The organism is Herbaspirillum lusitanum (genome assembly GCF_026127345.1).
Lineage (GTDB): Bacteria > Pseudomonadota > Gammaproteobacteria > Burkholderiales > Burkholderiaceae_D > Herbaspirillum > Herbaspirillum lusitanum.
The window spans coordinates 53,910-74,176 of record NZ_QXFG01000009.1; the positions used below are offsets into that span (position 1 = coordinate 53,910).

Annotated in this window: 20 protein-coding genes; 4 read left to right on the top strand and 16 right to left on the bottom strand. The window is 62.0% G+C overall.

What is annotated here, in order from left to right; genetic code table 11:
- Positions 1-75 precede the first annotated feature (75 nt).
- The 4 genes from DXT88_RS13845 to DXT88_RS13860 form a co-directional block, all read right to left on the bottom strand.
- On the bottom strand, positions 76-894 hold the full coding sequence (locus tag DXT88_RS13845) for a DUF4198 domain-containing protein (RefSeq protein ID WP_265214272.1): 819 nt from the start codon (positions 892-894) through the stop codon (positions 76-78).
- A gap of 13 nt (positions 895-907) precedes the next feature.
- Positions 908-1,444: a DUF2271 domain-containing protein gene (locus DXT88_RS13850; RefSeq protein ID WP_265214273.1), complete on the bottom strand. Its 537-nt coding sequence runs from the start codon at positions 1,442-1,444 to the stop codon at positions 908-910.
- Positions 1,445-1,484: 40 nt separating this feature from the next.
- Positions 1,485-2,129, bottom strand: a complete 645-nt coding sequence (locus DXT88_RS13855) for a PepSY-associated TM helix domain-containing protein (protein WP_265214275.1) — start codon at positions 2,127-2,129, stop codon at positions 1,485-1,487.
- Positions 2,130-2,327: 198 nt separating this feature from the next.
- Complete coding sequence (locus DXT88_RS13860) at positions 2,328-2,996, bottom strand: glutathione S-transferase (protein WP_265214276.1); 669 nt, start codon at positions 2,994-2,996, stop codon at positions 2,328-2,330.
- A 59-nt stretch (positions 2,997-3,055) separates the two neighbouring features.
- Here DXT88_RS13860 and DXT88_RS13865 point away from each other — a divergent pair, with 59 nt between their 5' ends.
- Positions 3,056-4,513, top strand: coding sequence for an aminotransferase-like domain-containing protein (locus DXT88_RS13865; RefSeq protein ID WP_265214278.1), 1,458 nt, complete (start codon positions 3,056-3,058; stop codon positions 4,511-4,513).
- A gap of 10 nt (positions 4,514-4,523) precedes the next feature.
- Here the strand turns inward: DXT88_RS13865 and DXT88_RS13870 are convergent, their stop codons facing one another.
- The 3 genes from DXT88_RS13870 to DXT88_RS13880 all read right to left on the bottom strand — a co-directional run bounded on the left by DXT88_RS13870 (position 4,524) and on the right by DXT88_RS13880 (position 7,814).
- Positions 4,524-4,796, bottom strand: a complete 273-nt coding sequence (locus DXT88_RS13870; RefSeq protein ID WP_265214279.1) for a helix-turn-helix domain-containing protein — start codon at positions 4,794-4,796, stop codon at positions 4,524-4,526.
- Positions 4,793-7,129, bottom strand: coding sequence for an FdhF/YdeP family oxidoreductase (locus DXT88_RS13875; protein WP_265214280.1), 2,337 nt, complete (start codon positions 7,127-7,129; stop codon positions 4,793-4,795). The genes DXT88_RS13870 and DXT88_RS13875 overlap by 4 nt, the downstream gene beginning before the upstream one ends.
- 196 nt (positions 7,130-7,325) lie before the next feature.
- Positions 7,326-7,814, bottom strand: coding sequence for an Lrp/AsnC ligand binding domain-containing protein (locus DXT88_RS13880; protein ID WP_016832249.1), 489 nt, complete (start codon positions 7,812-7,814; stop codon positions 7,326-7,328).
- Positions 7,815-7,919: 105 nt separating this feature from the next.
- Here DXT88_RS13880 and DXT88_RS13885 point away from each other — a divergent pair, with 105 nt between their 5' ends.
- Positions 7,920-9,203: a D-amino acid dehydrogenase gene (locus tag DXT88_RS13885; protein WP_265214281.1), complete on the top strand. Its 1,284-nt coding sequence runs from the start codon at positions 7,920-7,922 to the stop codon at positions 9,201-9,203.
- A gap of 266 nt (positions 9,204-9,469) precedes the next feature.
- Entirely contained in the window at positions 9,470-10,624 is a 1,155-nt protein-coding gene (locus tag DXT88_RS13890; RefSeq protein ID WP_265214283.1) for a DNA topoisomerase IB, read from the top strand.
- Positions 10,625-10,687: 63 nt separating this feature from the next.
- On the opposite strand, the gene DXT88_RS13895 is transcribed toward DXT88_RS13890, so the two are convergent.
- The 4 genes from DXT88_RS13895 to DXT88_RS13910 all read right to left on the bottom strand — a co-directional run bounded on the left by DXT88_RS13895 (position 10,688) and on the right by DXT88_RS13910 (position 14,434).
- Positions 10,688-11,923 (bottom strand): MFS transporter, encoded by a 1,236-nt coding sequence (locus DXT88_RS13895; protein ID WP_265214284.1) that lies wholly within the window; start codon positions 11,921-11,923, stop codon positions 10,688-10,690.
- Between the two features lie 103 nt (positions 11,924-12,026).
- Entirely contained in the window at positions 12,027-12,674 is a 648-nt protein-coding gene (gene alkB, locus DXT88_RS13900; RefSeq protein WP_265214285.1) for a DNA oxidative demethylase AlkB, read from the bottom strand.
- Between the two features lie 19 nt (positions 12,675-12,693).
- Positions 12,694-13,803, bottom strand: coding sequence for a bifunctional DNA-binding transcriptional regulator/O6-methylguanine-DNA methyltransferase Ada (ada, locus tag DXT88_RS13905; protein ID WP_407649345.1), 1,110 nt, complete (start codon positions 13,801-13,803; stop codon positions 12,694-12,696).
- A 112-nt stretch (positions 13,804-13,915) separates the two neighbouring features.
- On the bottom strand, positions 13,916-14,434 hold the full coding sequence (locus tag DXT88_RS13910; protein WP_016835679.1) for an Lrp/AsnC family transcriptional regulator: 519 nt from the start codon (positions 14,432-14,434) through the stop codon (positions 13,916-13,918).
- Positions 14,435-14,618: 184 nt separating this feature from the next.
- Between DXT88_RS13910 and hppD the strand changes: the two genes are divergently transcribed.
- A complete protein-coding gene (hppD, locus tag DXT88_RS13915) occupies positions 14,619-15,716 on the top strand; it encodes a 4-hydroxyphenylpyruvate dioxygenase (protein ID WP_265214287.1) in 1,098 nt (365 codons plus the stop codon).
- A gap of 52 nt (positions 15,717-15,768) precedes the next feature.
- Here hppD and DXT88_RS13920 read toward each other — a convergent pair whose 3' ends face one another.
- The 5 genes from DXT88_RS13920 to livH all read right to left on the bottom strand — a co-directional run bounded on the left by DXT88_RS13920 (position 15,769) and on the right by livH (position 20,194).
- Entirely contained in the window at positions 15,769-16,404 is a 636-nt protein-coding gene (locus DXT88_RS13920; protein WP_265214288.1) for an FMN-binding negative transcriptional regulator, read from the bottom strand.
- Positions 16,405-16,555: 151 nt separating this feature from the next.
- Positions 16,556-17,260 carry an ABC transporter ATP-binding protein gene (locus tag DXT88_RS13925; protein WP_265214289.1) on the bottom strand — a complete coding sequence of 235 codons (705 nt, stop codon included), beginning with the start codon at positions 17,258-17,260 and terminating at the stop codon, positions 16,556-16,558.
- On the bottom strand, positions 17,260-18,045 hold the full coding sequence (livG, locus tag DXT88_RS13930) for a high-affinity branched-chain amino acid ABC transporter ATP-binding protein LivG (protein WP_407649340.1): 786 nt from the start codon (positions 18,043-18,045) through the stop codon (positions 17,260-17,262). The genes DXT88_RS13925 and livG overlap by 1 nt, the downstream gene beginning before the upstream one ends.
- A complete protein-coding gene (locus tag DXT88_RS13935; RefSeq protein ID WP_016835675.1) occupies positions 18,042-19,268 on the bottom strand; it encodes a high-affinity branched-chain amino acid ABC transporter permease LivM in 1,227 nt (408 codons plus the stop codon). Before DXT88_RS13935 ends, livG begins: the two co-directional genes overlap by 4 nt.
- Entirely contained in the window at positions 19,268-20,194 is a 927-nt protein-coding gene (gene livH, locus DXT88_RS13940) for a high-affinity branched-chain amino acid ABC transporter permease LivH (protein ID WP_016835674.1), read from the bottom strand. The genes DXT88_RS13935 and livH overlap by 1 nt, the downstream gene beginning before the upstream one ends.
- Between the last annotated feature and the right edge of the window lie 73 nt (positions 20,195-20,267).

The window sequence follows — 20,267 nt, forward strand, 5'->3', positions numbered from 1 at the left end:
CTCAGCTATGCAACCACGCTGCGACGGCCGGTAAAACAGCGTTCGCCGCCGGTACGGCGAACGCTCGCGTGCAACTCAGGGCGCCAGCACTTCCAACGTCGCGGTGTAATTGGCGCGGCGATCCGTGGCCGGTTTGAGGTTGGGCTTGTTGTCCTTGACCGTGGCTTCCAGCCAATACATGCCGGCCGTCGCCCAGGTCACGCTGAATTTGCCGTCGGCGTCGGTGGTCAGCGTCAGCTCATTCAACTTGTCGCGATAGCGCGTGCCGCCCGGCACCACCGTCACCTTGAGGTTGGCCGCCGGCCTGCCGTCGAGCATCATGCGGAAGCTGGCAGCCTCGCCGGCGATCAGGTCGGTCGGATGCGTGATCGCCTGCAACTCCAGTCCCGTGCCGCTGAGTTCCAGCACTTTTTTGGATGGCTTGCCGGCGGTGACGAAGGTTTCAATGCGGCCTTGCATTTGTGTCACTTGCAGTTCCTTGGCGTCAGCCGGAACGTCCTTGGCCAGCGTCTCGACGGTGCCGCGCCAGCGTTTGGTCTGGCCGGCGGTGTCCTTGTAGGTACCGAACAATCCATTGCTCAACACGGCGATTTTGTAAGTGCCGCTTTGCGTCAGGTGGACGTCGAAGCTGGTGCGCAGTTTGCCGGTGCTGGCATTCTCCGGTTTGACGAACGTGCCGTCGGGCGCGGTCACTTGCAGGCCGTCGAGTTTCAGCGCAAAGCTTTCAAAGAAAAACAGATCGTTGGACACCGCGGCGTCGACGCTGACCCAGGGATCGCTACCCGACAGGACCGTCGACGACGGCAGCAGCCAGGTGCGGTGCGCGTTGGCGGACAACGGCAAACCAACTGCCAAAGTCATGGCTACGGCAGCAATCTTGAATGAGAGTTTCATGTCGTCCCTGGTCTTATGGTTTGTAATCGAGCGTGATTGCGCCGAGTTCGGATTCGCCTTTGCCCTTGGCGGTTTGCGCGGATTTCGGCGGCCATTGGAGCGGCACCTTGACCACTTCGCGGCCGCCGACTTCACGTGCCGCTTCGACCATCAGGATGTAGTCGCCGGCGGGCAGTTGGGCCAGCGGCCCCTTGTCGCCGCTCAAGGTCAGTTGCTGGTCGCCGGCAGGACGCGTGGCGCCGCTGACGCCATCGACCGGCATGTGGACTTCGCGGCCGGTGCGACGCCACCACTGGCGAAGGTCCTTGAGCCACTTCTCGCCTTCCTTGTCCTTTTTCTTGACGTCGTACCACACGGCCAGCGTCGCCGCGACGCTCTGGTCGGGACGCTCCAGCCAGACCGCGACGTAGGGACGGTGATACTCGGCCACATTCAGTCGCGGGATTTCGACTTTGACATTCAGGTCGGCCGCAACCGCCGGCGACCACACCAAGCCCGTCAGGGCAGCCGACAATGCCGTCGGCAAGAGACCAGGAAGCAGCACGCGCATATGACTCAACCTCATTCGTGGATAAAAATTGTTGAAAAAATCAGTGGATGAAAATGATCGCCAGCACCAGCGGCACTACCAGCCCCAAGCCGACCAGCGGCCAGGTGACCGGGCGATTGCCGGCATGCAGTTGCAGCAGGAACAAGCCCGTGATGCAAAACACCAGGCAGGCGACAGCGAAGATGTCGATGAACCAGCTCCAGGCCGCGCCGGTGTTGCGGCCCTTGTGCAAATCGTTGAAGTACGACACCCAGCCGCGATCGGTCTTCTCGTATTCGACCTTGCCGTTGCCGAGATCCACACGCAGCCACGCATCGCCGCCCGGACGCGGCAGCGAGACGTACAGTTCCTCGGGTGACCATTCGCCCGGTTGCGGGCCGACGTCAATGCCGAACTGCTTGTCCAGCCAGCGTGCCAGCGGCGCCGGCACGACGTCCTTGTCCTTGTGCTCCTGTGCGCCCAGTTGCGCCAGCAAATCGCGCGGCAGCTGTGCCTGCTTGCCGGAAACCTGCGGGTGCGCCTCGATCTGCGCCGAATGGTTCAGCGTGATGCCGGTGGCGGCGAACAGCAACATGGCAATGAGACAAATCGCCGAACTGATCCAGTGCCATTGATGCAGGTGCCTGAGCCAGAACGAGCGGCGCTTCTGGTCAGGCAATTTCCCGGCAACGGTGGCTTGCTTCATGATGTGTCGCTGGCGGCCGGAACCGCCTAAATAGTAATAATTCTCAATTATAACTGTGACTATGGAGAAAAATACAGTGTCGGATCAAGGATTTACTTTGCGATACATGCGGCTGTATGCAGATACAAAACAGCCATCCAATGAAAAACGCCGCAGGACCGCTGCGGCGTTTTCAAGGCAAAGCTATCCTGCGCAGGCTCAGCGCAACAGATCGTACGGCCCGCCACGCTGCAAGGCCCGCTGGTAAGCCGGCCGCGCGTGAATCGCTTCCAGGTATTTGAGCAGGTTCGGGTATTGCGCATCCAGTCCGCCGCGCGAACGCGCGCCTTCCACCGGGAAACTCATCTGGATGTCCGCCGCCGAAAAGCTGTCGCCGGCAAACCAGCCGCCGCGGGCCAGCTCTCCTTCCAGATAATGCAAATGTCGCTTGAGTTGCGGATCAACCATGCGAGCCAGCATGCCGCCGCAGATCAGGTGCGCCACCGGCCGGATCAGCGCCGGCACCGATTTCGGCAAGCGGCTGAAGATCAGCTTGAGCAGCAGCAAGGGCATCGCCGAGCCTTCGGCATAGTGCAGCCAGTAGCGATAGCGCAGGCGATCCGGGGTGCCGGCCGCAGGGATGAACCGGCCGTTGCCGTAGCGCTCGACCAGGTATTCAACGATGGCGCCGGACTCGGCGATGGTCAGGTCGCCATCGGTGATTACCGGCGACTTGCCCAGCGGATGCACCTGCATCAGCTCCCTGGGCGCCAGCATGGTCTTGGGATCGCGCTGGTAAAACTTGATGTCGTACTCCAGTCCCAGCTCTTCCAGCAGCCAGAGTACGCGCTGCGAGCGGGAGTTATTCAAATGGTGGACAGTGATCATGTGCTGCGCCTTTCTGTAGAATGCGTCCCAAGAAGCATAACAGCACAATATAAAAAAGCATGCCGCGCACACCCACGACGCCCCAGCTCCCGCTCTACAAGAAATTCGCCGATGAACTGGCGGCGTCGATCCGCGCCGGCGTCTTGCAACCAGGCGAGCGAGTGACCTCGGTGCGGGCAGCCAGCCAACAACACAACCTCAGCGTCACCACCGTGGTGCGCGCCTACGAACTGCTGGAAAGCCGCGGCATCATTGAAAGCCATCCGCAATCCGGCTACTTCGTGCGCAAGACCGCGACGCCGGCCAGCGTGCCGGCCGCCATGACTCTGCTGCCGCCTTCGCATCCCGCCACCCAGCAGCCGCATGAAGTGGACGTCAGCCGGCTGGTGCTGGCCACGCTCAGGACCATCCAGCAGGACGGCACCATTCCGCTCGGCTCACCCTATCCGAATCCGGCGCTGTTCCCGTCGCAGCGCATCGGCCAGTACGCCAGCCGCATCACGCGCAACAGCGACAGCTTCAGCGTCTTCACCGACCTGCCGCCGGGCCATCCCGACCTGTTGCGCCAGATCGCGCGGCGCTATCTGGAAACCGGCCTGGCGGTCGATCCGGAAGACATCATCATCACCGTCGGCGCCACCGAAGCCATCAACCTCTGCCTGCAGGCCGTGGCGCAACCGGGCGACACCATCGCGGTGGAAACCCCGACTTTCTACGCGATGCTGCACGCGATCGAACGCATGGGCATGCGCGCCGTCGAGATCCCGACCGATCCGCTGACCGGCATCGACCTCGACGCCCTCGAAGAATTGCTCAAGACGCAAAAGATCTCGGCCTGCATGGTGATGCCGAATTTCCAGAATCCGCTCGGCTCGATGATGCCGGACGCGCACAAGAAGCGCCTGGTCAAGCTCGCGCATCAGCACAACATGCCGCTGATCGAGGACGCGGTCTACAGCGAACTGTTCTACGGCGCCGCGCATCCGACTTCGCTCAAGACCTACGATCGCGACGGCCTGGTGCTGCATTGCTCGTCGTTCTCCAAGAGCCTGAGCTCGGCTTACCGGGTCGGCTGGGCGATCCCGGGGCGCTACCGCAACCAGGTCGAGAAACTCAAGTTCCTCAACACGCTGGCCACGCCCACCATTCCGCAACGCGCGATCGCCGAATACCTGACCCAGGGCGGCTATGAACGTCACTTGCGCCGGGTGCGCCGCGGCCTGTTGCAGCAGCGCGACCTGATGCGGCATTTCGTGTTGCGTTTCTTTCCGGAGGGGACGCGCGTGTCGGAACCGGCCGGCGGCTACATCCTGTGGATAGAGCTACCGCCGCGCGTGGAGGCAATGGAGTTGTACCGGCGCTGCCTGGTGCTGGGCATCACGATCGCACCGGGACGCATCTTTGCCGCGACCAATCGGTACAGCAATTTCATCCGGCTCAACTACAGTTACACGTGGTCGGCCGAGATTGAAAAGGCGTTGAAGACGATCGGCAAGATCGTCGCGGAATTAAGTTAGGGTCGAACGCCTAACCGTGCAGTTGGATGCCGGCCGCCGTCAGGATGGCGTTGCCGGTGCCGTCGTCATTGACCACCACGGTCGCAATCCCCGCCTCTTCCAGCGCCGTCAAAAATCTTCTCAACGTGCTCATGCGCAGTTCAGTGCGCTTGGACAGGCGCGCCAGCGACAACGGCGCGCCGCTGCGCTGATGCTCCTGGTACAACTCATCCAGGATGCGCACCAGCTCCGGCGGCAACTGTTCTTCCAATGGCTCTTGCGCGGCGTCCATGATCTTGTTCAAGCAGCTTTCGCATGCTGCACGGCGGCGCGATGCAGCAGCACCGGGATCGACTTCGACGTCGGCGTGCGCGCCTTGTCGGCGAAGCTTTCCAGCGGCACCAGCGGATTGGTTTCCGGATAGTAGCTGCCCAGGCAACCGCGCGGGATGTCGTATTCGACCAGCAGGAAACCGTCGGCGCGACGCTCGATGCCGTCGTCCCAGACGCTGACCACGTCGACCCACTCGCCGTCCTTCAGACCCAGCACGTCCAGATCCTGCTTGTTGATGAAGATCACGCGGCGCTGGCCGAACACGCCGCGATAGCGGTCGTCCATGCCGTAGATGGTGGTGTTGTACTGGTCGTGCGAACGTGTGGTCATCAGCGTCATCAGCTTGTCGCCGTGGATCTTGCGCGCGCGATGAATCGGCGTATCCAGCGGGATCGCATGCACCACGAAATTGGCCTTGCCGGTATCGGTTTTCCAGACGCGCTCACGCGACGCGACGCCGAGATGGAAGCCGCCCGGATTGGTGATGCGCTGGTTGTAATCCTTGAAGGAATCGTAGACTTTTTCGATGGCGTCGCGGATGCGCGAATAGTCTTCTGCGTACCACAGCCAGTCGATCTTCTTGCCGTTGTTGCGATGCTTCATGGTGGCTTCGGCGATGTTGGCGACGATCGCGGTTTCCGACATGCACAGTTCCGAGGCCGGCTTGTTGATGCCGTAGGAGACATGCACCATGCTCATCGAATCTTCGACAGTCACACCTTGCGCGCCGCCGACCTGCTTGTCGATCTCGGTGCGGCCCAGCGTCGGCAGGATCAGCGCATCCTTGCCATGCACCAGATGGCTGCGGTTGAGCTTGGTGGTGATGTGCACGGTCAGGTTGCACGAACGCATCGCATCAAACGTGCGCGGCGTGTCCGGCGTGGCCATGGCGAAGTTGCCGCCGAGGCCGATGAAGACCTTGGTGCGGCCTGCCAGCATCGCCATCACCGAACCGACGGTGTCGTTGCCGTGATGGCGCGGCGCCTTGAATTCGAACACTTGTTCCAGGCGATCGAGGAAGGCATCGGTCGGCTTTTCGTCGATGCCGACGGTGCGGTCGCCCTGCACGTTGGAGTGGCCGCGCACCGGGCACAGGCCGGCGCCTGGGCGACCGATGTTCCCGCGCAGCATCATCATGTTGGACAACAGCTGGATGGTGCCGACGGCGTGCTTGTGCTGGGTCAGGCCCATGCCCCAGGTGGCGATCACGGCCTTGCCGCGTACGTAGACCTGGGTCAGTTTTTCGATGTCGTCGCGCGAGACGCCGGACTCGCCGATGATGTCTTCCCAGTTCTGGGCGCGCGCATCGGCGGCGAATTCTTCAAAGCCCGAGGTATGCTCGGCGATGAACTGCACGTCCAGCACGCGCTCGGCGCCTGCCGCCAGGGCCTCGTCGTCGAGTTCGATGGTTCGCTTGATGACGCCCTTGATCAGCGCCAGGTCGCCGCCCAGCGTCGGATGGATGAACATCGAGCTGATCTGGGTGCTGCCCATGGTCAGCATTTCCATCTTGCTTTGCGGATCGGCGAAACGCTCCAGGCCGCGCTCCTTGAGCGGGTTGATGGCCACGATGGTGGCGCCGCGCTTGGACGCATGGCGCAACTCGCCCATCATGCGCGGGTGATTGGTGGCGGGATTCTGGCCGAACAGGAACAAGGTGTCGCACAGGTCGAAGTCGTCCAGCAGCACCGTCCCCTTGCCGACGCCGACGGTGCCAGGCAGGCCGACGCTGGTCGGCTCATGGCACATGTTGGAGCAATCGGGAAAATTGTTGGTGCCGTATTGACGAACGAACAATTGAAACAGGAAAGCGGCCTCGTTGCTGGCGCGACCGGACACGTAAAAGTCGGCCATGTCGGGGTCCGGCAGCGCATTGAGATGTCTGGCGATCAGCTCGTAAGCCTGGGGCCAGGCGATCGGCACGTACTTGTCGCTGACGGCGTCGTAGACCATCGGCGCGGTCAGGCGTCCATGATCCTCAAGTTGGTAGTCCGACTGCTGCATCAGCTCGGCGACAGTGTGGCGCGCAAAGAACTCGTTGGTGACGCGCTTCTTGGTGGCTTCGGCCGCCACCGCCTTGACGCCGTTTTCGCAGAATTCGAAGGTGGAAGTGTGCTCACGGTCGGGCCAGGCGCAGCCGGGGCAATCGAAACCGTCCGGCTGGTTTTGCGACAACAAGGTACGCAGGCCCTTGCCGTCGGCGACGTGCTCCTTGACCAGGTTGAGCGCGACGTATTTCAGCGCACCCCACCCGCCTGCAGGATTGTTGTAGGTTTCGATCTTTGCTTTGCCAGCCTTGGCCATTTGTGCTCCACCAATACAATTTCAGATAATGGGAAGTTTACGGCAAAGGGATCAAAGCGGCGTACACAGTACGCCCCGATTAAAAAGAGTACAGCGAGGAGTACAGCGAAGCGGACGGCGACGACGACGCCGTCGGGAGGTCGGGAGACTTATAAAAATATTGCGCTGGAAAATTGCCTCATTTTCCTTGCCGCCCTCACTCCTCCAGCGGCAAGGCCAGCGTCTCCTTGATTTCTTCCATCACCACATAGCTCTTGGACTGCGCCGCGCCCGGCAGCTGCAGCAGGATGTCGCCGAGCAGTTTGCGGTATTCCGCCATGCCGCGGATGCGCGCCTTGATCAGGTAATCGAAGTCGCCCGAGACCAGATGGCATTCCTGCACCTCCGGGATGCGCAGCACCTCGCGGCGGAACTGCTCGAACATGTTGCCCGACTTGTGGTTGAGCGTGATCTCGACGAACACCAGCAAGGTCGCGCCCAGCGTGGCCGGATCGATGCGCGCGTAATAGCCGCTGATGACGCCGTCGCGCTCCATGCGCTTGACGCGCTCGATGCAAGGCGTGATCGACAGCCCGACCTGCTCTCCCAGCTCTTTCATCGAGATGCGGCCGTCCTTTTGCAAGACCGCCAGGATGCGACGGTCGAGCTTATCCAGGGTGCGTACCGAAAGTTGCTGAGTTCTCATTATTTATTCTCGTTTTTAGCCATTAATACCATAACAAAGACTGGCTCATTACCAATATTATGGTTTTATATTCTACATACTCATCATCATTTCGGGGAATCCATCATGCGCGTCGTCATTCTGGGCAGCGGGGTCATCGGCGTCACCAGCGCCTACTATCTTGCCAGGGCCGGCCATCAGGTTACGGTGCTCGACCGTCAACCCGGACCGGCACTCGAAACCAGCTTCGCCAACGCCGGCCAGATCTCGCCCGGCTACGCCTCGCCGTGGGCCGCGCCCGGCATTCCGCTGAAAGCCCTGAAATGGATGTTTGAAGAACACGCGCCGCTGGCAATCCGCCCTGACGGCACGCTGCAGCAATTGCGCTGGATGTGGCAGATGCTGCGCAATTGCAGCGCCGACCGCTACGCCGTCAACAAGGAACGCATGGTGCGCCTGGCCGAATACAGCCGCGATTGCTTCCGCGAATTGCGCGCCGCCACCGGCATCGACTACGAAGGCCGTCAGCAAGGCACGCTGCAGCTGTTTCGCACGCAGGAGCAGTTCGACGGCGCCGCCAAGGACATCGCCGTGCTGCGCCAGAGCGGCGTGCCCTTCGAACTGCTCAGCCGCGAACAACTGGCCGGCGCCGAACCTGCGCTGGCCAAGGTAAGCCACAAGCTGACCGGCGGCCTGCGCCTGCCCAATGATGAAACCGGCGACTGCCAACTGTTCACCACCAAGCTGGCGAAGATGGCCGAAGAACTCGGCGTGCAGTTCCGCTACGGCGTCGACATCCAGGCGCTGGCAGTGGCCGGCGACGACATCGACGGCGTCGTGTGCGGCAAGGAGCTGGTGCGCGGCGATGCTTACGTGGTGGCGCTGGGTTCGTACTCCGCCAACTTCCTGCGTCGCATCGTCGACATTCCGGTGTATCCGCTGAAGGGCTATTCGATCACCGTGCCGGTGGTCGACTCCCGCGCCGCGCCGGTCTCGACCATCCTCGACGAAACCTACAAGATCGCCGTCACCCGCTTCGACAACCGCATCCGCGTGGGCGGCATGGCGGAAGTGGTCGGTTTCAACAAGGAGCTCAACCCGAAGCGCCGCGCCACGCTGGAGCTGGTCGTCAACGATCTGTTCCCGGGCGCCGGCAATACTGCGCAGGCCAGCTTCTGGACCGGGCTGCGGCCGATGACGCCGGACGGTACTCCAATCGTCGGCACCACGCCATTGAACAACCTGTTCCTCAACACCGGCCACGGTACGCTCGGCTGGACCATGTCGTGCGGCTCGGGCCAATTGCTGGCCGATCTGATCTCAGGCAAGCGCCCGGCGATTGCTGCGGATGATTTGTCGATGGCGCGCTATCTTGGGCAGCGGCAATTTTCCTCGGCGGTCACTGCATGACGCCGGCATAAGCTGGCATAACCTCGCGTAGGGCACGCCAACTCTTCACGCGACTTTCCATTACGCAGGACTTGAAGTCAACCTACCAGGCCGAAGCATTGCTGCTTCGGCCTTTTTGTTGCACCGCTTTCCGCGCGTGTAGGAAAAGCCTCACAACCGTTATCTGGTCGCGCCTACATTGCCATCCCCGCAATAGGTCGATAATCGACGCAGCCCCGGAATTCCTCGGTCCGCAAACGCAAGTCCTCTTGAAGAAAGACCTACGTATGCACGCCCAACTTCATCGCCACGCTGACTGCGGCCCCACCGTCCCGGAGTCCACCCCGACCGCCAAACAAATCGCCCGCGAAGGCGGCCTGCGCTACGTCAATGACGACACGCCCGGCATTCTGCGCAGCCGCAGCGACGGCAGCGATGGTGAATTCATCTATACCGATGCGCACGGCAAAACCATCCACGACGAAGCGACTCTGGCGCGCATCAAGGCCATGGCGATTCCGCCGGCATGGGAAGAAGTATGGATCTGCCCGTGGGCCAACGGCCATATCCAGGCCACTGGCCGCGACTCCCGGCAACGCAAGCAATATCGCTATCACGCGCGCTGGCGCATTGTGCGCGACGAGGTGAAATACCAGCGCATGATCGCCTTCGCGCAAGCGCTGCCACAGATCCGAAAATGCCTGGAACACGATCTGAAGAAGCACGGCCTGAACAAGCAGAAAGTGCTGGCCACGGTGGTGTACCTGCTGCAGGCCACGCTCATGCGCGTCGGCAACGATGAGTACGCGCGCAACAACCAATCCTTCGGCATCACCACGCTGCGCAATCGCCACGTCAAGGTCGATGGCGCCGACATCAAATTCCATTTCCGCGGCAAGAGCGGCGTCCAGCATTCGATCAAGCTGCACGACCCCTACATGGTGCGCATCGTCAGGAAGCTGCTCGACCTGCCCGGCCAGGACCTGTTCCAGTATCTCGACGAAGACGGCAAGACGCACACCATCGGCTCGGGCGACGTCAACGACTACCTGCACGAGATTACCGGCGAGGATTACACCGCCAAGGATTTCCGAACCTGGGCCGGCACGGTGCTGGCCGCGCTGGCGCTGGATGAATGCCGGCAATTCGATTCACAGGCGCAGGCCAAGAAAAACATCGTACAGGCGATCGAACACGTCGCCAAGAAACTCGGCAACACGCCCACCATCTGTCGCAAGTGTTATGTCCATCCGGACGTGATTTCATCGTATCTGGACGGCATGACGGCAGGCCGGCTCAAGGAGCAGGTGCGCGACAACCTGAAGCAGGAAATGCATGCACTGACTCCGGAAGAAGCGGCCGTGCTGGCGCTGCTGCAGCAGCGTTTGCAGCAGGAGCAAAAGGACGTGAAGACGGGGACAAAGAAAAAGAAAGCGGAATAGGAAAGCGGAAATAACCAGGAATGTGTCCGGCATTCATGGGAAGCCGGACACCTGGAAGAAGAGCTACGCCGTGGCCGGCGCCCTCTCCAGCTTGGGCAGGAACGCCGCCAGCAAACCGATCAGCGGCAGGAACGCGCAGACCTGGTAGACGAAGAAGATGTCCGTCACGTCAGCCAGCTTGCCCAGCAACGCGGCGCCGATGCCGCCCATGCCGAACGCGAAACCGAAGAACAATCCCGAGACGGTGCCGACCTTGCCCGGCATCAGTTCCTGCGCGAACACCAGGATCGCCGAGAATGCCGATGCCAGGATCATGCCGATGATCACTGTCAGCACGCCGGTCCAGAACAGGTTGGCATAAGGCAGCATCAGGGTGAACGGCGCTACACCCAGGATCGACGTCCAGATCACCGCCTTGCGACCGACGCGGTCGCCGATCGGGCCGCCGGCCACGGTGCCGATGGCGACCGCGAACAGGAACACGAACAAATGGATCTGTGCATCCTGCACCGACAGCTGGAACTTGCTGATCAGGTAAAACGTGAAATAGCTCGACAGGCTGGCCATGTAGAAGTACTTGGAGAAGATCAGCAGCAACAGGATGCTGACTGCCATGATGACCTTGTTGCGCGGCAGTTCGACAAAGCCGTGCGCCTTCTTTTTCTGCTTGGTCTTGCCGGCCAGTTGCTGGCGCTGGTACCAATGACCGATCTGGCGCAGCACCACGATGGCGATCAGCGCCGCGATGGTGAACCAGGCGATGCTGTGCTGGCCGCCCGGGATGATGATCCACGCCGCGAGCAAGGGGCCCATCGCGCTGCCGGCGTTGCCGCCGACCTGGAACAGCGATTGGGCCAGGCCGTGACGACCGCCCGAGGCCATGCGCGCCACGCGCGACGCTTCAGGATGGAATACCGACGAGCCGGTGCCGACCAGCGCCGCCGCCACCAGCAAGATGCCAAAATTCGGCGCTACCGACAACAGCAGCAGGCCGCACAGGGTCGAGCCCATGCCGATGGCCAGTGAATAGGGTTTCGGATGCTTGTCCGTGTACAGGCCGACCAGCGGCTGCAGCAACGAGGCCGTGACTTGGAAGGTCAGCGTGATCAGGCCGATCTGGGCGAAGCTCAGATGGAAGTTGCCCTTCAGCAGCGGATAGATCGCCAGCAGCAGCGACTGGATCATGTCGTTGAGGAAGTGCGAAAAGCTGATCGCCCCGAGTACGCGGAAGCCGGTCTTTTCGGCGGCCTGCTGTTGGTTTGCCTGCGGCATTTCCGGCGGGTTGAGCGCTGTCTCCATGATGGCCTGTCTAATAATTTTGGGGGAAACCAGGAATTTTAGACCTGTTGGCCTTGCTTGTCTTTTGCCGCCCCATTTTGGGTCGCCTGGCGCCAGACTGGGATCAGCCGGCCTTGCGAAACGTGAGGTTATAGCGGCAATCGCCGGTCAGCGCATGCGTGCCTTGCGCCAGCGTATCGACGCCATGGAAACGCAGTCGCGCGGGACCACCCCACACCACCACGTCGCCGCTTTCGAGACGCATGCGCAGCGGCTTGTCGGCGCGTTCGGCGCCGCCGAACAGGAAGCTTGCCGGCAAACCCAGCGACACCGAAACGATGGGTTGCGCCATGTCGCTTTCGTTCTTGTCCTGATGCAGCGACATGCGCGCGCCGGGCGCGTAACGATTGATCAGGCAGGCATCCGGCAGGAAGTTGTCGAACCCTGCGGCGGCCGCAGCGCGCACCGCCAGCGCAAGGAAGATTTCCGGCATCGCCGGCCACGGCTGCTGCGACAGCGGATCTTCGCGCTGGTAGCGATAACCGCGCCGGTCCGTCACCCAGCCCAGCTCGCCGCAATTGCTCATCGCGACCGACATGGTGTAACCGCCCGGCGTCTGCATCCGGCGGAACGGCGCCTGCGCCGTCACCTGTTGAATCGCCTGCATCAACGCCACTGCATCGTCATCGGCATAGGCGCGCAGCCAGGTCGCGCCGTCGGCGATGGGCTCGATGGACGGTGCACGCAAGGCTGCGAACAAATCGCCGGTCATGAGCGATCCCGCGCCGGCGTCATGACTTGCCGTCGCCTTCCCGCGCAAGCAAGGCCTGCTTGCGCTCCACGCCCCAGCGATAGCCGGACAGCGAGCCGTCCATGCGCACCACGCGATGGCAGGGAATCAACACCGCGATCGCATTCGAAGCGCAGGCGCTGGCGACCGCGCGCACCGCCGTCGGGCTGCCGATGCGTCCGGCGATATCCGAATAGGTCACGCGCTGCCCCGCCGGGATGTCGCGCAAGGCTTGCCATACGCGCTGCTGGAAAGCGGTGCCGCGCACGTCCAGCGGCAGGTTGAGATCGCCCTGCGGCGACTCGATGAAGCCGATGACTTTGGCCACCAGTTTTTCAAATGTCGCATCGCCGCCGATCAGTTCGGCTTGCGGAAACTGGTCCTGCAGGTCACGCACCAATCGATCGGGATCGTCGCCCAGCGTGATCGCGCAAACGCCTTTTTCCGTGGTCGCCACCAGGATCGCGCCGAGCCAGCATTGCGCCACCGCAAAACGGATCTGGGTGCCGCTGCCGCCGGCGCGATACGCGCTCGGCGTCATGCCGAGCCGGCCGCTGGATTCCGCATAGAAATGACCGCTGGAATTGAAGCCGGCGTCGTACATGGCATTGGTGACGCTGCCGCTTTGCGCCAGTCCCGCACGCAGGCGCTGCGCCCGCTGCGCGGCGGCGTAGGCCTTGGGCGTGACGCCGGTTTTCTCTTTGAACACGCGATGAAAATGGAAGCGGCTCATGCCGGCGATCTGCGCCAGCTCATCCAGCGAAGGCAGGTCTTCGGCCTGCTCAATGGCGCGACAGACGGTGGCAATGGCTTGCGCCTGGCGTTCGCCCAGCGCCGCTTCGTTCGGCTTGCAACGCTTGCAGGCGCGGAACCCGGCTTGCTCGGCCTGCACGCCGCTGTCGTAGAAGGCGACGTTTTCGCGGCGGGCCTGGCGCGACGGACACGACGGCCGGCAATACACGCCGGTGGTGCGCACGGCGTAGTAGAACGTGCCGTCGGCGGCCTTGTCGCGCTGCGTGACGGCCAGCCAGCGCCGATCGTCGAGGTCGCCGGCAACATGGGCAACGGCCGCGGCGGAATTGGAATTGGAATTGGTCTTGCGGGTAGACATGATGAACATGATGACACCTTTTGGTTACACGGTCATCGCAGTATAGGAAGCGCTCCGCCCGCTCGCACTCCAAGCCTTGCTTTCAAATCCGGTGTTGTTTCCCGCGTGGAAATCAGGACGAAAACTTGATCCGCTGGCGGCTTTGCGCCGGTTGCGTGACGTGGTCCAGCGGCAGCACATGCGAGTGCTTGACCTGTTTCATGGTGATGTTGGACTTGACGTTGGTCACGCCCGGCAAACGCAGCAAACGCGTCATCATGAACTCGGAAAACGCCGCCAGGTCGGGGGCGACAATGCGCAGGATATAATCCGCTTCGCCGGTGATCGAAAAGCACTCCATGATTTCCGGCATGTCCTGCACCGCTTCCTCGAACTGGATGCCGCGCGTTTCACCCTGACGGTCCAGCGTGACGTTGGTGAAGGCAGTGACGCCGAGGCCGATCACGGCCGGGTCGAGCACCGCGGTATAGCGCTCGATGACATGGGCTTCCTCCAGCCGCTGCACGCGACGGCTGATCTGCGAGGTGGAGAGATGGACTTTCTGTCCGAGGGCGCTGTTGGTGATGTGTCCGTCGCGCTGCAATTCGGCCAGCAAGGCCAGATCAAACCGGTCTACCGTGATTGTGCTCATAACGCCCTCTTTTATGCATGAATTTGAATAATTTGTGCATGATACCGCGAAGAATGCGCGAATAACAATCACATTTTGCACTTCTCCTGCAATAAACTGGCTTCACACACCACCCAGCACGGAGCGAGTGCAAGGGGTTCATACCGACACTGCGCCGGCCCGCTCCGATCAACAGGAGACAGTCATGGGCCAAGCCATACCGAATACCTCTTCCAACACACGTAGCACCGACCTGTTCGACAACCCGATGGGCACCGACGGCTTCGAGTTCGTCGAATACGCTGCGCTCGACCCGCTGCCGATCGCCGCCGTGCTGGAATCGATGGGCTTTGCGGCGGTGGCCCGCCATCGCTCCAAGAACGTCACGCTGTACCGCCAGGGCCAGATCAATTTCATCATCAACGCAGAACCGGACAGCAAGGCAGTCGAATTCGCCAAGGTGCATGGCGCCTCGGTCAACGCGATGGCCTTCCGTGTCAAGGACGCCGCCGCCGTCTACAAGCGCGCGCTGGAAATGGGCGCCGAAGGCGTGCCCGCCAAGCTTGGTCCGATGGAGCTGAACATCCCTGCCATCAAGGGCATCGGCGGTTCGCTGCTGTACCTGGTGGATCGCTACGGCGAGCGCGGCTCGATTTACGACATCGACTTCGAATTCTTTCCCAACGTCGAGCGCAATCCGGTCGGCGTCGGCCTGACCTATATCGATCACCTGACCCACAACGTGGTGCGCGGCGCGATGGATACCTGGTCGTCGTTCTACGAGCGCCTGTTCAACTTCCGCGAAATCAAGTATTTCGACATTGAAGGCAAGCTGACCGGCCTCAAGTCCCGCGCGATGACCAGCCCCTGCGGCAAGATCCGCATCCCGATCAACGAGAGCGCCGACGACAAGTCGCAGATCGAGGAATTCATCAAGCAGTACAACGGCGAAGGCATCCAGCACATCGCACTGGGCACCGACGACATCTACCAGACCGTGCGCACGCTGTACCAGCGCAAGGTGCCGCTGCAAGACACCATCGCCACCTATTACGACCTGGTCGAGCGCCGCATTCCCGGCCACAAGGAAGATCTGGCCGCGCTGCGCGAGTTGAAGATTTTGATCGACGGCGCACCGACCGAAGGCCAGGGCCTGCTGCTGCAGATTTTCACGCAGACGCTGATCGGACCGATCTTCTTCGAGATCATCCAGCGCAAGGGCAATGACGGATTCGGCGAAGGTAATTTCAAGGCGCTGTTCGAGTCAATCGAACTGGACCAGATTCGCCGCGGCGTGATTTAAGCAATTGCCAGGAAATCTTCGGAAAAGAAAAGGCGCGCCGCTGGCCCCCTGATCAATCTTTCTTGCCCGCCACCAGCGCCGCCATCGCGGCAGCATTGGGCTGCGCGCCGCTGAGCAAGCCGTCGACGACACCGGTGCGATTCTGCGCCGGCTGGTTCTGGCTGACCTTCCATTTGCCGACCAATGTGGTGATCGTGATTTCAATCCCGACGATGGCGCCGATCATCTTGTCGATGTAATCCGGCGGCGCATCGCCGACCGACCAGGGTTGCGCCATGGCGGCTTCATGATGCGTCGTCAGCCTGGTCACGAGGCTGCGCAGCCATTCAGCGTCGTCGATGACGCGCATGGGTCCGCCGGCATGCACGACGGCGTAATTCCAGGTCGGCACGGCCTTGCCGTTTTCCTTCTTGGTGGGATACCAGGATGGCGAAATGTAGGCGTCCGCGCCCTGGAAGACGGCCAGCGCGTCCGTCGTCGCCACGAAATCTTTCCAGACCGGATTGGCGCGGGCGACATGTCCGCGCAGGACGCCATGCTCGCCTTCACCGGCGCTCAGGATCAGCGGGATATGATTGACGTCCAGTCCGGCCGAGGTCTGCGTGACCAGCGTGGACAAGGGATGGTCCTGCATCAGGCGATGCAGGACGTTGAGGTCGGATTCGGCGAAATGGCTGGGTAGGTACACGTGTTTTCCCTTGCTGTAGGCGGCTTGATGCAGGCTTCGTTCAAGCGATCCACTGTAACCGACCTTGCCGGTTTTTCACAGGAGGCAAAACACTCGACAATGCCGGCTGCACGTTGTGAAAAACTCGACAACGCGCGGCCGGCAATGTGATTCAGGCGTGTCCCAGATACGCCTTGCGCACGGCGTCATTGGCCAGCAGATTGGCGCCGGTGTCGGCCAGCACGACGTGGCCGTTTTCCAGCACGTAGCCGCGATCGGCCACGCCCAGCGCCTTGTTGGCGTTTTGCTCGACCAGGAACACGGTGACGCCCTGGTCGCGGATGGTGCGGATGATTTCAAAGATCTGCGCGATCACCAGTGGCGCCAGGCCCAGCGTCGGCTCATCCAGCAAGAGCAGGCGCGGCTTGCTCATCAGCGCGCGGCCGATGGCCAACATCTGCTGCTCGCCGCCCGACATGGTGCCGGCGCGCTGGCCAGCCCGTTCTTTCAGGCGCGGAAACAGTCCGAACACATGCTGCACGCCCTCTTCGATCTGGTCGTTGGTGGCGAAGAACGCGCCCATCTTGAGGTTTTCCAGCACCGTCAGACTCGGGAACACACGGCGGCCTTCCGGTGAAATCGCCATGCCGAGGCGCATGATTTCATGCGTCGAACGCTGCGTGATGTCCTGGCCTTCGAAGATGATCTTGCCGCTGGAGGCGCGCGGCTTGCCGCACAAGGTCATCAGCAAGGTGGTCTTGCCGGCGCCGTTGGCGCCGATCAGCGTGACGATCTCGCCCTTCTCCACATTCAGCGATACGCCATGCAGCGCTTCGATGGCGCCGTAATGGGTATGTACCTGTTCAAACTGCAACATCATTCTTCTCCCAGGTAGGCTTTGATCACGCGCTCGTCATTGCGCACCAGTTCCGGCGTGCCGGTGACGATGGGCTTGCCGTGCTCCATCACGAGGATGCGGTCGGAGATGCCCATGATCAGGCTCATGTCGTGTTCGATCAGCAGCACGGCGACGCCGTGTTCGCGGCGCAGGCGGTTGATCAGTTGCTGCAGCTCCTGCTTCTCTTGCGGATTGAGGCCGGCGGCCGGTTCGTCCAGCAACAGCAGGCGCGGCTTCGTGATCATGCAGCGGGCGATTTCGACGCGGCGCTGCAAGCCGTACGACAAGGTCCCGGCTTCACGATTGGCCAGCGCCGTCAGGCCGAGCTGATCGAGCCAGTAGGCGGCACGATCCAGCGCGTCCTTCTCGGCGCGGCGATAGCCGGGCAACTTCAGCAAACCCGACACCAGGTTGTTGTTGATCTGGTTGTGCTGCGCCACCAGCAGGTTCTCGACCACGCTCAAGGTCTTGAACAGGCGGATGTTCTGGAAGGTGCGCACCAGGCCCTGCTGCGCCACGACGTGGCTGGGCTTGCGCGCAATCGATGCGCCGCCCAGGCTGATTTCGCCGCTGCTCGGCTGATAGAAGCCGCTGATGCAGTTGAACACGGTGGTCTTGCCGGCGCCGTTGGGACCGATGATGGCGAAGACTTCCTGCTCCATCACCGACAGCGACACGCCGTCGACCGCCAGCAGGCCGCCGAAGCGCATCGACAGGCCGGATACGTCCAACAAGGTTTGATTGTTTGTTGTCATCGCGGTCATCGTGGCAACTCCACGTGAGGACGCGTCGCCGGCAACAGGCCCTGCGGACGCCACATCATCATCAGCACCATCACCAGGCCGAAAATCAGCATGCGATATTCGGCAAAGCTGCGCGCCACTTCCGGCAAAATCGTCAGCAGGATGGCCGCCAGGATCACGCCCAGCTGCGATCCCATGCCGCCCAGCACCACGATGGCCAGGATCAGCGCCGACTCGATGAAGGTAAAGGATTCCGGATTCACCAGTCCTTGGCGGGCGGCGAAGAAGCTGCCGGCCAGGCCGGCAAACGCCGCGCCCAGCGTGAACGCCGAGAGCTTGATCCTGGTCGGATTGATGCCCAGCGAACGGCAGGCGATTTCGTCGTCGCGCAAGGCTTCCCACGCGCGTCCCATCGGCATGCGGATCAGGCGGCTGGTCACGAAATACGTGAACAGCACCAGCAGCAGCGCGACGAAATACAGGAAGATCACCATATGTCCGCCCTGGTAGGTCAGGCCCAGCATGTCGTGGAAAGTCGTGCCGCCTTCGACGCTGGCGTTGCGCGCCATTTCAATGCCGAACACGGTTGGCTTCGGAATGCCCGACACGCCGTCGGGACCGCCGGTCAGCGAGGTCATATTGTTGAGCAGCAAGCGGATGATTTCACCGAAGCCCAGCGTGACGATGGCGAGGTAATCGCCGCGCAGGCGCAGCACCGGGAAACCGAGGATGAAGCCGAACAGCGCCGACATGCCGGCCGCGATCGGCAGGCATTCCCAGAACGTGAAACCGAAATACTGATTCAGCAAGGCGTAGGTATAGCCGCCGACCGCATAGAAGCCGACGTAGCCGAGATCGAGCAAGCCGGCGAAGCCGACCACGATGTTCAGGCCGAGCCCGAGGATCACGTAGATCAGCGCCAGCGTCACCACGTCGACATTGCCGCGCGAACCGAAGAACGGCCACACCAGCGCAATCGCGAACAGGAACAGCAAGGCATAACGCTGCTGGCGCGGCTGCAGTTGCGGCAGCGCCGGCAGGCGTATTTTCCTGGTGCTGCGCGTCAGCGCCGGCTTGATCAGCTGGAACACGAACACCACCAGCACGGCGATCAGCACCGGCGTCCAATGGGCGTTGAGCACCACGCGATAGCCTTCGAGCTGCAGCTGCAGGCCGAGCATCGGCGTGGTCAGGATGGCGGTCAGGATCGCCGCCGCCACGGCGTTTTTGAGTGTAATCGGCATCAGACTTTCTCCACGTCCGGTTTGCCCAGCAAACCCGTAGGACGGAACAGCAGGATCAGCACCAGCAAGGCAAAGGACACCACGTCCTTGTACTCGGCCGGCAGGTAACCGGCGGCAAAGGTTTCGGCCAGGCCCAGCAGCACGCCGCCCAGCATCGCGCCGGGAATGCTGCCGATGCCGCCCAGCACGGCCGCGGTAAACGCCTTGATGCCGGCAATGAATCCGATATACGGATTAAGCTTGCCGATGGTCAGTGCGATCAGCACGCCGCCCACCGCCGCCAGCATCGCGCCCAGCACGAAGGTGAAGGAAATCACGCGGTTGGTGTCGATGCCCAGCAGGTTGGCCATGCCCATGTCTTCCGCGCAGGCGCGGCAGGCGCGGCCCATGCGCGAACGCGCGATGAACAGCGTCAGGCCGACCATCAGCAGCAAGGTGACGCCGACGATGATCATGCGCGAATACGGGATCGTGACGGTGAAATCGCTGCCCATCTGGAACTCGATGGCGCCCGAGATCAGCACCGGCACCGACATGTCGCGCGAGCCCTGGCCGATCTGCACGTAGTTCTGCAGGAAGATCGACATGCCGATCGCCGAGATCAGCGGCACCAGGCGCGGTCCGCCGCGCAGCGGACGATATGCCACGCGCTCGACGGTCCAGCCGTACAGGCCGGTGACCACTACCGAGACGATCAGCGCGGCGCCCAGCAGCAGCGGCAGCGGATAACCCGCCTGCACGCCGATGGCGGTGAGCGTGACCAGCCCGATGTAGGAGCCCATCATGTAAATTTCGCCGTGCGCGAAATTGATCATGCCGATGATGCCGTAGACCATCGTGTAGCCGATGGCGATCAGCGCATAGATCGCGCCCAGACTCAGCCCGTTGACTAGCTGCTGGGTCAGTTGAGGGAGCAGTTCATTCATAGGAAACCTGGCAAATGTAGATGTGCAAATGCCCCATTCTTACCGCAATGGGGCATTTGCATGGTTGACGTCA

What these genes read in the sequence shown, in the direction of transcription:
- DXT88_RS13845 (WP_265214272.1), bottom strand. Translation starts at nt 894, where the DNA reads ATGAAACTCTCATTCAAGATTGCTGCCGTAGCCATGACTTTGGCAGTT.
- DXT88_RS13850 (WP_265214273.1), bottom strand. Translation starts at nt 1,444, where the DNA reads ATGCGCGTGCTGCTTCCTGGTCTCTTGCCGACGGCATTGTCGGCTGCC.
- DXT88_RS13855 (WP_265214275.1), bottom strand. Translation starts at nt 2,129, where the DNA reads ATGAAGCAAGCCACCGTTGCCGGGAAATTGCCTGACCAGAAGCGCCGC.
- DXT88_RS13860 (WP_265214276.1), bottom strand. Translation starts at nt 2,996, where the DNA reads ATGATCACTGTCCACCATTTGAATAACTCCCGCTCGCAGCGCGTACTC.
- DXT88_RS13865 (WP_265214278.1), top strand. Translation starts at nt 3,056, where the DNA reads ATGCCGCGCACACCCACGACGCCCCAGCTCCCGCTCTACAAGAAATTC.
- DXT88_RS13875 (WP_265214280.1), bottom strand. Translation starts at nt 7,129, where the DNA reads ATGGCCAAGGCTGGCAAAGCAAAGATCGAAACCTACAACAATCCTGCA.
- DXT88_RS13880 (WP_016832249.1), bottom strand. Translation starts at nt 7,814, where the DNA reads ATGAGAACTCAGCAACTTTCGGTACGCACCCTGGATAAGCTCGACCGT.
- DXT88_RS13885 (WP_265214281.1), top strand. Translation starts at nt 7,920, where the DNA reads ATGCGCGTCGTCATTCTGGGCAGCGGGGTCATCGGCGTCACCAGCGCC.
- DXT88_RS13890 (WP_265214283.1), top strand. Translation starts at nt 9,470, where the DNA reads ATGCACGCCCAACTTCATCGCCACGCTGACTGCGGCCCCACCGTCCCG.
- DXT88_RS13895 (WP_265214284.1), bottom strand. Translation starts at nt 11,923, where the DNA reads ATGGAGACAGCGCTCAACCCGCCGGAAATGCCGCAGGCAAACCAACAG.
- alkB (WP_265214285.1), bottom strand. Translation starts at nt 12,674, where the DNA reads ATGACCGGCGATTTGTTCGCAGCCTTGCGTGCACCGTCCATCGAGCCC.
- ada (WP_407649345.1), bottom strand. Translation starts at nt 13,803, where the DNA reads ATGTCTACCCGCAAGACCAATTCCAATTCCAATTCCGCCGCGGCCGTT.
- DXT88_RS13910 (WP_016835679.1), bottom strand. Translation starts at nt 14,434, where the DNA reads ATGAGCACAATCACGGTAGACCGGTTTGATCTGGCCTTGCTGGCCGAA.
- hppD (WP_265214287.1), top strand. Translation starts at nt 14,619, where the DNA reads ATGGGCCAAGCCATACCGAATACCTCTTCCAACACACGTAGCACCGAC.
- DXT88_RS13925 (WP_265214289.1), bottom strand. Translation starts at nt 17,260, where the DNA reads ATGTTGCAGTTTGAACAGGTACATACCCATTACGGCGCCATCGAAGCG.
- livG (WP_407649340.1), bottom strand. Translation starts at nt 18,045, where the DNA reads ATGACCGCGATGACAACAAACAATCAAACCTTGTTGGACGTATCCGGC.
- DXT88_RS13935 (WP_016835675.1), bottom strand. Translation starts at nt 19,268, where the DNA reads ATGCCGATTACACTCAAAAACGCCGTGGCGGCGGCGATCCTGACCGCC.
- livH (WP_016835674.1), bottom strand. Translation starts at nt 20,194, where the DNA reads ATGAATGAACTGCTCCCTCAACTGACCCAGCAGCTAGTCAACGGGCTG.